We start from the raw sequence: 14,326 nt of genomic DNA, 5'->3' as shown, positions 1-14,326 counted from the left end.
CCTGGAAAGGCAGTTTGATCAGGGGAAATGTCTTTTCTCCGGGAACGGAAGGTCGGTCAAACGGACAGCGCAATCAGTCCTTGCGCGGCATAATACGTCGTGAGGATGAGCGCCTGCGCGGCAGGAAAGGGACGAGCGAAGCGGTTGAGGGCTAGCGCGGCGTCGGAGACGATGAAGAGCGTTGCGCCGACGGCGGCCAGGAGCGGGCCTGCGCCGCCGAGGGCATCCCACCGGGCCGCCGCCTGCCAGCCCATCACCACGATGACGAGGCCGTAGAAGAGCACCGGCCCACGCATTGTCCCGAGGTGCGGCCATAGTGCGTACCCCAGCGCCGCACCCCCGATGAGATAGGGGAGCAGGGCACGCACGTCCAGGTGCAAACCGGCGTCGGTGGTGAAGGCGACGAGGTACCACACGTGCGCGAGGAGGAAACTGAGAAGGCCGGGAAGGAACCGGTCTTTCGGGAGCATGAGGAAGACATCGCCGAGGAGCGAGAAGGCGAGGCCGGCAAGGATGGCATAACGGTAGGTAGACGTCTCCGCAGAGGCGGTGGCGGCGAGGACGAGGATGAGCGCCGTCGTCAGCGGCTTGAACACATACACCCGCGCCCTCGGGCCGACATATTCGGCCCGGATATGGATCGCAGCGGAGACGAAGATGAGCGCGGAGAGGATCGGTGCGAGCATGGCGGTCGGCGGCGGGGTCGGACACGGCGCATGATAGGGCGCGTCCGTGAAAAGAGCCACCCGGTGCGCCTCACAGCGTCACGTTAAGGCCCGCCTCGAAGACACGGCCCGGGGCGGGCTCGAAGAAGCGCCCGCCGAAGGCGTTGACGCTCACCGAACCGCTGTATCGCGCGTCGAAGAGGTTTGCGATGCGGCCGAAAGGCTGAAGCCGGACGCGGCCCACAGACAGCCCCGCGTGCCCGGCGTACACGTCCACGACCGTGTATCCGTCGTTCCGCTCGGTGTTCGCGTCGTTGACGAAGTACGCGCTCGCACGTTCGAGCGCGAGACGCGCCCACCATCCTCGCTGCTCCACACGCATGTCGCCGAAGAAGCGGCGGGGAGGGACGCCGGGGAGGCGGTGGTCGGCGAGGGCCTCGTCGTCGAAGACGAACCGGCTGCCGGCATACACGGTCCGGAGCGTGAGCCACGGGCGCGGCGACCACGTGACGGCCGCCTCCACGCCGTCGTGGGTATTGGCCCCGCTGTTCCGGAAGTACGTGCGGCCGTCGTCCTCCGCCTGAAACGGCACGAGCCGGTCGCGCACGGCGAGGCGGAACACGGCGAAGTCGATGCGGACCGGGACGCCGGGAAGGACGCCCCGCACGCCCGCTTCGAGCCCCCGCACTTTTTGAGGATCGAGGTCGGGATTGAAGCCGCCGGTGAGGTCGGGGCGGTTGACGAGTTCGGTCGTGGTCGGCGTCTCGAAAGCGGTGCTCACGTTGGCAAAAAAGAGCAGTTTTCCGAGACGATAGGCGACCCCGGCGGCGGGGCTTACGGCGGAGAAAGTGCGGCTCCCGGACTGATCGCCGTTGGTGAGGAGGCGGTCGGTCATGGCGAAGCGGATGTGGTCGGCGCGGAGGCTGAGCGTGAGGCGCAGCGGCGCAGCGAGCGGGAGGCTCACGAAGCCGAAGGCGGCGAGGTCGCGGACCGTTTCACGCTGGTCGAGCCGGCGATCCTGTCCCGGCCGTCCGGCATCGTTGTTGAAATTGCGGCGGTTGTCGGCCTGAAACCCGGCGTCGAGGCCGAGGCCCCATCGGAGGCGGTCGCGCGCCGCGCGGAGCATGAACCGAAGTCCGCCCGCCTTCCGGTCGAGGTCGATGTATGCGAAGGGAAGGGGGTTGTCGAGGGTGCGGGAGAGGCCGTATGCGGTGACGGTGAAGAGTCCGATCCCGGTGTCTCGGAGGAGGGTGGCGCCCGCCTGTGCGTGAAGGCTCTCTTTGCCCGCCCGCGTCTCGGCGAAGCGAGGGTTGGCCCCGCGCGGGTCGGCCTCGAACTGAGCGCGGGTGAGCGAGCCGGGGTGCTCGACGTCCTGAGCGGCGAGGGCGGCGGTCAGGCGCAGGCGTGTGCGCGCGTCAAGGGCGAGGTCGCCGTGGAGACCGGCGCGGCTGAACCTGCCGGCGCTGTGGGTGCGGTAGCCGTCGCTGCGGAAGTCGGAGGCATGGACGTGGAAGCGATGCCGTCCTGCCGGGACGGAGGCTTCGAAGGCGGCCTGCCTCGCGCCGTACGAGCCGCCGAGCACGCGGGCGCGGAGCATGGGCCGATCCGAGAAGAACGCCGTCGAGAGAAAGAGCGCGCCGCCGCCGCCGTTGCCCCAGAACCGCGACGCCGGTCCGCGCACGAGCTCGGCGCGACGAACGAAGGCGGGGTCGACGACGTCGAGGACGGCCTGCCCGTCGGGCATCGTGAGCGGGACGCCGTCGAGGATCACCTGCACGCCGCGCACGCCGAAAGCGGCCCGGCTGCCCATGCCGCGCACGGACAGACGCTCGCCGAGCGCGAAATGCCCCCGGTCGTTGATCCACAGTCCGGGCAGCTCGCGCAGAAGGGACGCGAGCGAGAGGTCGGCTTCCTGCGCCACCCGCTCGGGACCCCGGACCAACACCGAGACGGCATATGGGGCCGTCGCCTCCGTCTCGGTGGCGCGCGCCGCCTCGATCTCGATCTCAGGCAAAACCACACGCGCCGTGTCGGGCGACTGAGCGAAAACGCTCCCGGAGGCGGCAATAAATACGAGGATGATCAGACCCGAGCGGGAAAGGAGAGAAGGACGAGGACGCATAGGGGGACGATGGGTGGAAGGATCGGGTGGGGTCCGAGGCGGAGCGTGGAGAGGGAGGAGGCCGTCCGACCTTCCCCTCACCAGCCGAGCCGTCTCCGCTTCTTCTTCGCTCGCGCGGCAGGCGTCTTCTCCGCGACCGCCGGGGGCGAAGCGGCGGGCCCCGGATCCTCATCGGCGACGGTGACGGGCGGCGGCTCCGTCGGCGCGCGCGCTTCGCGTTCACGCCCCAGGAGCGCGGCATAGTCCGCATCATGGGAGAGGGCCACACCCGTATAATAAAACGTAAGGATGTCGCGGTAGGAATGGCCCTTTTGCGCCATCTCATGCGCGCCCCACTGGCTCAGCCCGACGCCGTGCCCGAACCCGCGTCCCTCGAAGACATAGGTTTCGCCCCGGACGCGGGCGTCGAAGAAGGTGCTCTTCAGTGTCCGCGCGCCGAAGGTACGGATCACGGCGAGACGGAACGCATTGCCGGAGATGGTCCGTTCACGCGCGCCGAGGAGCGTCATCGTTTGCACGCGCCCGTCGCGGCTTCGTCGGGCGATGCGAATGCCCTCCACGGGAAAACCATACGCTTTCGAGAGCGCGTCGAGGAGCTTTTTCCTCGGGATCGTCGCTTTCCACGTTGCGTGCGGCGAGTGGTCGTACGGGTCGCGGATGCCTCGGAGGTAGGGCTTCGGCTCGGTTGCCCACACGGTTTCATTGTCCGCCGTGTGTCCTCCGCTCGACGCGAAGTAGACCGCTTCGACGAGCGCGCCGTCGTACGTGAGCACTTCGCCCCGCGTTCGCCGGGCCGCCTCGCGAGAGACGTCCGTGACCGCGTCCGCGCCGCGATAGACCTGCGAGAGCGTGTGGTCGACGTGGTCGTAGTCCTCGCTGAACTTCCCGAGGACGCGGAGGGCGTACGTGCGGATGATGACGGCCATCGCCTTCGCTCCTTCGAGGTCGTCGAACCCGTATTCGCTCGCCACCACGCTCGCCACGTACGCCTCCACCGGAACGTGGTTGACCAGTTCGAGGACGCCCCCCGAGGCAGGCGCGACGGTGAGGTGGCCCTCGTATCGCCGCGCCGCGACCGGATCGCCTCCGGCGGTGACGTCGAGCGTGAACGTCGCGTCGTCGTTCGGCTCGATCCGAAGGCTGCGGGTGCGGATTCCCCGGCCCGACACGGTGAAAAGGATCTCGCCCGCTTGCGCCTCGATGTGCACGGCTTCGCCGGGAGCCAGACGGAACAACGGCTCGGCTTCCTCTCCGATGAAAAGGGCCAGCCCCGATGCTCCGGACACGGTCACCGCCCCGGGCCGGTTCTGTTCGAAAAGGAGGATGCGGAGCAAGTCATCGGAGGCGGCGCGGCTGGGAGACGCTCCGGAAAGGATCGTCAGGCAGGCCGCGAGCATGGCGAGACAGCGATGAGCGCACAATGACGGCATGAGGGAATAGACCGGTGACATGCGGGAAGGCCCTGCCCGAAGCGCGCAACGTTCCGGGGTGCGAACACGGGAAAGATAGGGCGCGTCGGGCGGGTGCGCCAGGCATTACGCGGGGGGAAGCCTGAGAGATCCGAGCCCCTCGGGTGGGAGCTTTCCGAGACGCCGCCCGCGTGGCCGTCACTTCACGAGCACGAGCTTTCCGGTCTTGTCGAAGTCGGTCGTGGCGAAGCCTTCGACGCGGAGGCGATAGAAATATACGCCGCCCGGCAGTCCCGAGCCATCGAAGCGCGCGGCATACCATTGGCCGCCTTTCTGGAACGTATCGACGAGCGTTTGCACCTCGCGTCCGGTGACGTCATAGACGCGGAGCGAGGCGATGCCGTCGCGTTCGAGGAAATACCGGATGGTGGTTTGTCCGTTGAAGGGATTGGGGAAAGCGTCGGCGAGCGTGTATCGTTCGGGCACGCCGACGACGACCTCGGCGGCGGTGAGCAGTTGCTCGCGTCCGGTGGCGCTCCGCGCATAGAGTTCGTACAGCACCACGCCCGGCTTCCGGACGCCCACGTCGACGAAACGGTCGGGGACGGCGTCCTCGCCTTCATACACCACGGTCGTGACGCCCTCGAAAGTGCGTTCGATGCGATAGGCAACGATGCCGAAATCGCTGAGAAAGTCCCATTCGAGCGTGACCACACCGTCGGCGTCGGTCGCGGCGGCGAGGGTTGCTTCACCGAGCAGCGCATTGCCGGTGAGGATCAACTGCGCGACATCGGCGCGGATGCCGGGCAGGAGGGGATAATTGTTGTCGCCGGGACAGGCGGTGCTCGAAAAGTCGCGGTGTCCCCGGATGAGTTCGGGCGGGACGCCGTAGCGTTCGCTCAGGAAAGCGAAGAGGGTGATGTACGTGTCGAGGGCCTCGGGGGTGATGACCTCATTGCAATAGGAGCCTTCGGGAGGATGATAACAGCCGAGGATCACCACGCCGATGTTGCCGGTGTTGAACCCGCCCACGTGCGCCCCGAGGGCGAGGACCGGCACCTCTTCGAGCGACGTGCTGCCGTCGAGGAACGGACGTCCCTGATACAGCCGCCCCCCCCGGTCGATGGCGAACTGATAGCCGATGTCGCTCCAGCCGCGCACGTTCTGATGGAGGTCCTGGATCGCCTTCACCTGCCGGATGCCCTCCTCTCTGGTCGTGGCGGAGAAGCCGGCGGCGTGATGAAACGTCATGTACTTGTAGTCCGGGTTGGCGAGCGGGACCGGGTTGCCGCGGATGAAGGGCGCCGCGCCCCATTCGGCCCGGGTGATGAGCGGCGGAGGGATGATTTCGCCGGTCTTCTTTCCGGGAAGCGGGACGATGGCGCCTCCTTCGCGCGCGCGGTAGTCGTCGTCTTTCCGGTTGTCGAAGACGCCCGCGCCGGTAAGGGAGAAGGACGCCTCCGCGGCCACGTCGAAGCGGAGTTCGAAGCGTGTGCGCTCACGAAAAACGTTGCCGCGATAACCGGCCACGAAAGTGCCGCCGGTGGCCGAGCGCACGACGTGCAGGGGCAACCAGTCGCCCCAGGCGCCGCCTTCCTCGAAGCGGATCCATCCCACGAAGGCCGGGTCGGTGGAGAATCCCTGTATGACCACGCCGTTGAAGGCTTCCTCCACGGTCGGAGCGGAGAGGGTGATCTCGGCGCGCTTGCCGGTGCGGGTCGTCTGCGGGGCGGAGAGCGTCACGGTGCGGTCCGTCAGATCGTGCAGGATCTGGGCGCGGGCCGGAGCGACAAGAAGGAGGAAAAGTCCGAAGAGCAGCGGTAGACGGTATTTCATGGGCAATCATCGGGCGAAAGGACGAAGGACGCGCATGAATATTGAGTGACTGCGCGGCCCTTTCCGTTTCGTAGGTGAATCCTTAAAAAACGAGATCGAGCGTGAACCAGTGGGTCTGTTCGAGGCGGCCGAAGTCGGCATAGGCATAATCGAAGCGGGCACGGAGCGATCGGTCGATGCGGAAGTTGAGCCCGCCGCCGAAGGTGAGGCCCTGCTCGCCGTCCACTTCAAAGAGGTTGCGGAAGCCGGTCCGAAGCGAGATCAGGTCCCGGAAGACGTACTCCAGACCCATGTTCACGTATTCGCTGTTGTCGTTCGGGTGCGCGGCGTCGGTCATGAGCACGATGCGATGATTGGCCGTGGCGACGGCGTCCCAGGCGAGGCCGACGCGGAACAGGAGCGGCAGCGCGAAGCGATCGGTGAGAAACTCCGAGTTGACCACCTCGACGTTGCCCTGCTGTTCCGGAGCCGGGTCCGTGCTGAAGAGGATGTCGCGTCCGTTGATCTGCATCTTCGGGCCGAAGTTCGACATGCTCGCGCCGAGGCGGAGCGCGCGGAACGGGGTGGTGAAGAGCAGCCCCACGTCGAAGGCGAGCGCCGAGGCGGTGCTGTGCCAGACGCGCTCGTTGACGTACTTGAGCGTACCACCGATGGAGAAGCGGTCGGTGAGAGGGCGGGCGTACGAGAGCTGGAGGGCGAAGTCCTGGACCTTGAAGCGCTCGCCGGTGCCCTCGGGTTGGCGGGTGGTGCGGACGTCCATCTCGCCCGAGTCGAGGAAGATCAGCGAGGCGGCCAGCGTGCCCGCGCCTCCGAGGTTGATGCCGAAGGCGGCGAAGTTGTAGTCGATGTTGGCGAGGTACTGCGTGTGCGCCAGCTGGACGGCGCTGCCGTTCATGCGGGCCAGCCCCGCCGGGTTCCAGTACAATGCCGAGAGGTCGCTCGCCTCGGCCACGAACGCCCCGCCGAGCGAGATGGCCCGCGCCCCGACGCCGAGCTTGAGAAACTGCGCCGACGTCGTGCCCACCTTCGTGATGGTCCGCGACTCTGACGCGTCGCCGATGGTCTGCGCCCGCACGGGGAGCGCGAGGAGCGCCAGGGTCGTCAAAAGGAGAAATCGTTTCATATCGTCAAAACGTTGAAAGTTTGAACGTTCAATCGCACGAACGTCGTCCCGCTTATTTGATGACCGCAAACTTGCCGATGTACGAGCCTTCCTCGGATTCCACGTGGAAGAGGTACAGCCCATAGGCGATGTTCATGTTGTCTTTGGTGCGGAGATTCCAGAAGGCCTTGCCGTCGTCGAGGGCGCTGTCGTGCTCGATCGTGTCGACGAGCTCGCCCGCGAGCGTATAGATGCGGATGGTGCACTTCTGCGGGACGTTGGCGAAGTAGAGCCGCCGGTCGCCGCGCTCGGAGCGGGAGACGGGGTTGCGCGGCTCGATCTCGTTCGTGGCCACGTACGGGTTCGGCACCACATAGATGTTGCGGAGCCCCTCCTTCACCTGCGCCGCGTCGGTCGTGGCGGCGACGGTCTTGAAGGTGAACATGTCGTTGCCCCGGAACGGCTTGCGGGTGCGAATAAAGAACACGTCGCCGTCGCCGGGCATGCGGCCCACGTCTTCGAGCTTGAGCTCCCACGTGGCCGTCAGTTCGCCGTCGACCAGTTCGAGGAAGATGATCTGCTCGTTCACGTCCCACTGGCCGTTCCGGTTGATGTCCGGCACGAAGGTCTGGATCGGCTGGTTGGCGCGCGTCAGGTTCGAGACGTCGAAGGGCAGCGGGAGGTTGTTGTTGAAGCCGATGGTCACGGGACTGTCGGTGAAGCGGATCTCATAGTCGAACGGTTGCGCTTTCCGCCCCGGCCCGGCCGTGGCCACGCGCACTTCGAACGGGATGTCCTGCCCGCCTTCGACCCAGCCCGTCTGGTCGAGGTCGAGTTCGAGCGGGTCGTCCTGGACGAAGAGGTGCATGCCGTCGAAGACGAGGTTCGATTCCTCCGAGTGCAGCCGGTCGCTCCGGTAGAGGGGGCGGTACTTGAACGTGGCGAGGAGCTCGTCGCCGTCCTGTGCGCCGGAGAAGATCTGCACCGAGCCGGTTTCGGGGAGCAGGGTGTAGTCGGTCCCCTCTTCAAGCACCGTCCCCGAAGCGGTCGTCAGGCGGAAGGTCTCGGGAATCACGTTGCGGAAGCCGAGCGAGGAGGTCTTTCCGATGGACGCCCGGACGGTGACCGTCTGCGGCGTCTCGTCGATGACGGAGTACATCACGCGGTCGTCCACCTCCTCGAAGTCGATGGCGTACGTCGCGCCGTCCTTCACGGCGAGTTCGTCGATGATGTTGAGGGTGATCTGCCCGGTGGCCGCGCCCTGTTCGTGGACGATGCCGCCCCCCGCCTCGATGGTGGGCGGCACGTAGCCCGTCACGCGCGGACGCGGAATCACGGACGAGGTGTTCACGTCGAAGATGAAGTCGTCGGTGACGGGATTGAATGTGATCGTCTTGCTCGTTTCGCTGGGCGGGATGCCGTTGAGGAAGCTGCCCTCGTCCCCGCCCGCAAAGCCTTTGTCGTAGGCCGTCACGGCATAATAATAGGTTTGCCCGTTGACGACGTTGTTCGAGTCCACATAGGTGTGGAAGAGCCCCGTGTCGTCGCCGAGGTCGAACGAGACGCCGCGCTGAGGGAACGGGATGGGGGAGGGGCCCTTGAGGCCGTCTTCGAGGTCGAACTTGGCTTCGACGCCGACTTCGTTCGTGAGCGGCCGGAAGAGAAACTTCGAGCCGTTGATGTCCGTGATGGTCTGCTGGTCGCTGAACTCGTGATCGGTCGAGCGATAGATGACGTAGCCCTCGAAGTCGTTTTCACGGGAGAGGGGGTCGACGGAGCGCTCGGCGCGATCGTCCCAGTAGAGGGTCACCTTGCCGTCGCCGGGGACGGCGCGCACGACGGGTTTGTCCGGCGGCTTGGCGAAGCGGTAACCGACGTCGAAGATCTGTTGCACGGTGGCGGCGTTGAGCTTGAGGTCGGCCAGGTTTTCTCCGACGATGAGGGCGATGGAGAAGCGTTTCGTCTCTCCGGCGCGGAGGCCGAACGAGCCGGACCCATAGAGGAAGACGTAGTCGCCGGCTTCGGTGGGGACGCTGTCGAAGCGCTGGGGGCGGACCCAGTCCCACACCTGCTCGTCGTTCGAGATGCGGCTGCCGGCGAAGCGGGGAGAGGCGAACGAGGTCAGCCCGATCATGTCGCTCTCGTCGATGTCGGTGAACTCGAAGTTGGGCTCGCCGGGCTTGGTGATGTCGAACGGGTCGCCGGCGGTGGGCACGCCGTCGCCCTCGCCCGTGTCGCCCGTGCCGGGGATGCCGTCGATGCCCACGTCGTCGCGGTCGATGTTCCAGTCGTTGTCGTTGTCGATGCCGTCGGTCCACGACTCGTCGATCATGCCGTCGTCGTCGTTGTCGATGCCGTCGCCCTCGAAGAACTGTCCGCCGATGATCTCATTGCCGATGCCGGGACTTTCGAGGAATTTGTACCCGAAGTAGCCGGGCACGCGTCCGGGGATGTCGGATCGTCCGTCGGCGTCCCACGCGAAGACCATGTCGAGGTTTTTGTCGAAGAAGGCGAAGTCGTCCGGCCAGTCGCCGGGGCCGCCGATGTGGGGGTCGCCCCACATGCCGAAGGTCACTTTTTCGAGGTCGCGTTCGCTCTTGTTCGTGATCTTGTAGATGAGGAAGATGGCGTCTTCGGCGAGGGGGTTGGCCCACTGGTAGATGCGCACCTCCACTTCGAGGCCGAGGCCGCAATTTCGGTCGGGGTCGGAGGGGAAGGGATCATACGCGAATTCGCAGTTCATGTAGTCGTTCATGAAATACAGCGCCTCCTTGTCGGCGTTCGAGGCGCCCTGCTGCAGCGCGCCGGGCCAGACGTACTGTTTCAGGTTTTCGTTGAACCACGAGGCGGGCCACGAGTCGGGCTTGCCGTCGAGGTCCTTGTCCGGCGCGTCGCTCGTGGGGATGAGGCTGGAGGTCTGGCTCACCACCTCGATGCCCCCGAAGTTGCCCACCGGTTCGGCGCACGGGATCGGCTGCCATCCCCAGAACGCGGAGCCGTCGGGAGAGACCTCGCCGCCATTGGAGACGATGCCGTCCGAGACGATGTGCATCACCCAGATCGGGTCTCCGTTCTCGTCGAGGACGAGGTTGCCGTTGTCGTCACGGAGTTGCACGCTCTTCGGGTCCCGATGTCCCTCGTCCACCACTTCGGCGGCGACGAAGGGACCGAACTCGAAGCCGTAGCCGAGGCCGTTCCACACGATGTCCGTGATGGTGTTGCCGGGCGAGGAGATCGAGCCGAAGTTGAGGATCTGCGTCGTGATCCGGTTGCCGTTCATCACGGCGTCGCGGCGGTTGGTGAAGTCCACGCAGTCGAGGTCGGAGCGCCGGACCTGTTTGGCCGACTGCGCGTCGACCCATTGCCGCACCTGGTCGTACGTCCACCCCCGCTGCCGCGTCTGTGCATCGGCCTTCGTTTGAGCGAAAGCGGGGAGGGCCAGAAAAAGGCTGAAGGTTATCCATACAAACCGTTTAAACATCATCTCGTCGAATTTGATTTTCGAGATCCGGTATCTCTGCTCCGCGCCGGGAAGCTTTGGGCCGTCGCGTGCGGAAGCCATTCTCTAAAAACTGAGCGTCGCTCCGAGGCGGATTTCGCGGGGGGCGGAGTAATAATGGGGGCGCGTATTGTACTCGTCGAGCGTGTGGATGCCCGGTTGCCCGTAGGCCGGTTCCCACGTGGCGTGGATGCCGCGCTGTCCGTTGAGCGAATAGGTGGCGCGGCCCGTGTCGTTGAAGACGAACCGCTCGTTGAGCCGGTCGAGCGCGTTGAAGACCTTTGCGAACGTGCGGACGGTCATCTTGCCGAAGCGGAAATCTTTGTACAGATGCAGGTCGAGCTTGATCTGCGCCGGTTTCCGCCCGCTGTTGGGGAGCTGGTCGATCTTCTGGTCGATCAGCAGCGGGGTGTACGGATAGCCGGTCGAGAAGGAACTGATGACCGAGAGGCCCCAGTTGCCCGGCTTCGTGAGCGTGACCGTGGAGGAGACGATGTGTCGCTGGTCGAAGTCGAGCGGGATGAGCTCGAACTCGTTCTCGCGGCCCGAGAGGAAGTTGAAGAAGAAGGCGTTGGCGTCGTTCCGGTTGCCCTCGGCGATCTGGAACGTATAGTCGAGCGTGGCCGAGACCAGGCCGCCTCGTTGCCGTCGTTTCGTCAGCGCGAAGGTGACGCCCTTGACGTTGGCGTAGTCCCGGTTGAGGTAGATGTTGTAGACGTCCTCCCCGGCGATGGTGCTGAAGCGGACGGTCTGCCGGGCGAGGTAGTCGCGGATGTCCTTGAAGAATCCGGTGACGTCGAAGGCGACGTCGTCGGTGAGTTGTTGCTGCAGGCCGAGTTCATATTGCACCGTGCGCTCGGGTCGCATGTTCGTGTTGCCGAAGGTAGGTTGGGCGCCTTTCGGGAATTCGAACTCGGGGTTGAGATACATGCGCCGGAGCGTGGGCATCTGCGCGAAATGGCCGTAGGAGAAGTGGACGATGCCGGTCTCGGTGATCGGAAAGGAGACCCCCAGACGCGGCAACACCAACTGTTTGACGGAAGCTTTACGAAGCGGCGTATCCCGACCGAAGGGGTCGAGCAGGTTGGGGATGTATTGCCCGTGCGGGTCGAAGCGCTCGTACCGGATCCCGGCATTGATGATGAAGTCCTCGAACTCGAGCTTGTCCTGCACATAGGCGCTGAACTCGGTCACTTTCTGACCTTCATACCGATCGTGCGCCGGGGAGTCGAGCGGGGGCACGGTCGGTTCCTTGTACTGATCTCCGTCGAAGAGGACGACGAAGTTCTCGCGGTCGAGGCTGTGCAATTGAACGTCGATGCCCGCTTTGGCTTCGTGCACGACGCCGAACTGCCGGGTGAAGTCGAACTTCGTCCGGAGCGAGCGGGAGCGCTCGTCGATGTGGCTCTTCTGGTTGCCGCCGAAGAGGAAGTTGTTGCCCGGGAAGCCCTGGATCTTGTTGGAAGAGACGTACCGGGGATCGAGGGGGTTCTCGTAAAGATACTGTTGAAACTCATTCGTGGCGTAGGAGAGTCGGAGCGTGTAGAAGGTGCGGTCGTCGAGGGTGTGGGTCCAGTGGAGGCTGTGGTTGTAGCTTTTGTCGCGGTTGGTGACGACGCCGTCGGGGTTGAAGCGGTAGGCGAAGTTGAACGGCTTCCGTTTGCCCCGGTCGTGGAGGAACGAGTATTCGACCTTGACGCCGGAGAAGGGCCGGATGCTCAGCTTGCCGATGAAGTTGGCGCTCGAATTCGGGTTCATCGCCACCCGTTCGCCGCGGGCCGCGGCGGGGTCGTCGGCGACTTCATACCAGGGCTTGCCCTGAAGCTCATAATACCAGGCGGGTCCGTCGTAGTCGGGGAGGAATTCCCGGATGTTTTCGAGGAGAGCGGGGTCGCCGTTGAAGTTGGCCGAGTCGGAGGGGAGGTGCTCGCGGAAGCCGAAGATCGAGCCGTCGTCGACGTCCCGGCGGTAGGAGACGAAGAACCGGAGCGGTTGGTAGAAGGGAACCGGCCCGCTGAGGGTGCTCTCGAACGTGTACACATTGAGCCGGTAGCCGGAGGGGGTGAAGAAGATGTCGTCGTTGCCGGTGACGGTGTCGCCGCCGTAGAAGCTGGCGGAGCCGTGGTAGTCGTTGCCGCCCTCTTTCGTGACGAGGTTGACGATGCCGGACATGGCGCGTCCGTACTCGGCATTGAACGCGCCCGAGATGACGGTCATCTCCTGGATGGCGTCCGAGGCGACGCTCGTGGCCAGGCCGTTCGTCTCGAAGGGGTTGCCCACCGAGAGTCCGTCGACGAGGTAAGCGATCTCGTTCGAGCGCCCGCCGCGGATGTGGATCGCCCCGTCCGCCCCCTGGTTGACGCCCGCCTGCGTGACGAGCACGCCGAAGAAGCCTTCCACGGGCAGGGCGTCGATCTCTAGGCGGCGATCCTGTCTGGGTGAAATCCGTCGATGTAGGTGACGTTGGCGGCTACGTCGCGCAGATGCTCCGAGCCATTCAACCGACGCCATTTCTTCTCGGCGCAGCGACCGAACTGGAACACCATCGTCAGCACCGTCTCGCGCGAGAAGCAACCCCGCACCTTCGCTGTGCGCAGTCCTACCGTGGCGAAGGTCGATGCGATCGGGTTGGTCGTGCGCAGGTGGCGCCAGTGCTCGGCCGGAAAAGCGTAGAAGGCCAAGAGCATCTCTCGGTCCTTGGCCAGGCAGGCCGCCGCCTTGGGATACTTGGCCTGGTAGGCCTCAAGGAAGAAGTCGAAGGCCTCTTCAGCCTCCTGCCTCGTGGCCGCTAGGTAGATATCGTGCAGCCGACTCTTGGCCTTGGCCTGCTGCCACTTGGGTAGGCAATTGAGCACGTTGGCCGTCTTGTGGACCCAGCACCGCTGCTGCGCCGTCTGGCTGTAGATCTCCGAGAGGGCCTTCCAGAAGCCGAGCGCTCCGTCGCCGAGGGCCATCTGCGGGGCCTGCTTAAGCCCCCGTCGCTTGAGGTCGAGCAGCTGTTCACGCCAGGCCTGCGCTGACTCGCGGTAGCCGTCCTCTATGGCCAGCAGTTCCTTGCGCCCGTCGCTCGTGGCACCGATGACCACCAGGATGCACTGGTCATCCTGATCCATGCGCACGTTAAAATAGACACCCTCGACCCGGAGGTAAACGTAGCGTCGGGCGGAGAGGTCGCGCTTTGTCCAGGCCTCGTACTCGTCTTTCCAGCCAGCCTTGAGCCGTGAGATCGTCGCCTGCGAGAGGCCCGGTGCCTCGACCCCGAGCAGGGCGGCTAGGGCCTCGGAGAAGTCGCCAGTGGAGACCCCCTTGAGGTAGAGCCAAGGAAGCAGCGCCTCGATTGAGCGTGTCTTGCGCATATAGCGGGGCAGCATCGATGGCACAAAACCAATGGCCCTCTCGCCCGTGCCGACCCGATCGCGCACGCGAGGTACTTTGACCTCGACGGGTCCGATGCCGGTCTGCACCTGGCGCTCGGGGAGGTAGCCATTGCGTACCACGCGCCGACGCCCGTGCTCGTCACGAAGGTCGCTGGTGCTGGCAAGCAGCGTGTCGAGTTCGGCTTCGAGGGCCCGGCTGATGGCATCGCGAAAGAGATTCGTGTCGATCAGCGTGCCGGCAGCTTTGAGCGCATCATTGGCCTGCTCTATACGGTAGGCAACGAGGGCTTTGATCTTGTCGGTTTCCGTCATGCTG

The 14,326-nt window shown here is 65.2% G+C and carries 8 protein-coding genes; all 8 read right to left on the bottom strand.

From position 1 onward, the window contains the following. Positions 1-56: 56 nt before the first annotated feature. The 8 genes from AC1HIY_RS11825 to AC1HIY_RS11790 all read right to left on the bottom strand — a co-directional run bounded on the left by AC1HIY_RS11825 (position 57) and on the right by AC1HIY_RS11790 (position 14,322). Positions 57-686: a lysoplasmalogenase gene (locus AC1HIY_RS11825; RefSeq protein WP_479576945.1), complete on the bottom strand. Its 630-nt coding sequence runs from the start codon at positions 684-686 to the stop codon at positions 57-59. Between the two features lie 70 nt (positions 687-756). After that, on the bottom strand, positions 757-2,787 hold the full coding sequence (locus AC1HIY_RS11820) for a TonB-dependent receptor family protein (protein ID WP_479576944.1): 2,031 nt from the start codon (positions 2,785-2,787) through the stop codon (positions 757-759). 77 nt (positions 2,788-2,864) lie between these two features. Then, on the bottom strand, positions 2,865-4,184 hold the full coding sequence (locus tag AC1HIY_RS11815; RefSeq protein ID WP_479576943.1) for a SpoIID/LytB domain-containing protein: 1,320 nt from the start codon (positions 4,182-4,184) through the stop codon (positions 2,865-2,867). Between the two features lie 210 nt (positions 4,185-4,394). After that, on the bottom strand, positions 4,395-6,032 hold the full coding sequence (locus AC1HIY_RS11810) for an N-acetylmuramoyl-L-alanine amidase (RefSeq protein ID WP_479576942.1): 1,638 nt from the start codon (positions 6,030-6,032) through the stop codon (positions 4,395-4,397). A gap of 82 nt (positions 6,033-6,114) precedes the next feature. Then, a complete protein-coding gene (locus tag AC1HIY_RS11805; protein WP_479576941.1) occupies positions 6,115-7,155 on the bottom strand; it encodes a PorV/PorQ family protein in 1,041 nt (346 codons plus the stop codon). A gap of 52 nt (positions 7,156-7,207) precedes the next feature. Beyond that, the gene (locus AC1HIY_RS11800; protein ID WP_479576940.1) at positions 7,208-10,615 is read right to left on the bottom strand and encodes a fibronectin type III domain-containing protein; all 3,408 of its coding nucleotides are present in this window, start codon (positions 10,613-10,615) and stop codon (positions 7,208-7,210) included. An 84-nt stretch (positions 10,616-10,699) separates the two neighbouring features. Further along, the gene (locus tag AC1HIY_RS11795) at positions 10,700-13,033 is read right to left on the bottom strand and encodes a TonB-dependent receptor plug domain-containing protein (protein ID WP_479576939.1); all 2,334 of its coding nucleotides are present in this window, start codon (positions 13,031-13,033) and stop codon (positions 10,700-10,702) included. A gap of 17 nt (positions 13,034-13,050) precedes the next feature. After that, positions 13,051-14,322, bottom strand: a complete 1,272-nt coding sequence (locus AC1HIY_RS11790; protein ID WP_479577006.1) for an IS256 family transposase — start codon at positions 14,320-14,322, stop codon at positions 13,051-13,053. Positions 14,323-14,326: the final 4 nt, after the last annotated feature.

Source organism: Rhodocaloribacter sp., from assembly GCF_056451265.1.
Note: the sequence above shows the minus strand (reverse complement) of the source record. Positions and strands in the feature narration are given on the sequence as shown.

Coding starts and splice junctions, on each gene's coding strand:
- AC1HIY_RS11825 (WP_479576945.1), bottom strand. CDS start 686: ATGCTCGCACCGATCCTCTCCGCGCTCATCTTCGTCTCCGCTGCGATC.
- AC1HIY_RS11820 (WP_479576944.1), bottom strand. CDS start 2,787: ATGCGTCCTCGTCCTTCTCTCCTTTCCCGCTCGGGTCTGATCATCCTC.
- AC1HIY_RS11815 (WP_479576943.1), bottom strand. CDS start 4,184: ATGCTCGCGGCCTGCCTGACGATCCTTTCCGGAGCGTCTCCCAGCCGC.
- AC1HIY_RS11810 (WP_479576942.1), bottom strand. CDS start 6,032: ATGAAATACCGTCTACCGCTGCTCTTCGGACTTTTCCTCCTTCTTGTC.
- AC1HIY_RS11805 (WP_479576941.1), bottom strand. CDS start 7,155: ATGAAACGATTTCTCCTTTTGACGACCCTGGCGCTCCTCGCGCTCCCC.
- AC1HIY_RS11800 (WP_479576940.1), bottom strand. CDS start 10,615: ATGTTTAAACGGTTTGTATGGATAACCTTCAGCCTTTTTCTGGCCCTC.
- AC1HIY_RS11790 (WP_479577006.1), bottom strand. CDS start 14,322: ATGACGGAAACCGACAAGATCAAAGCCCTCGTTGCCTACCGTATAGAG.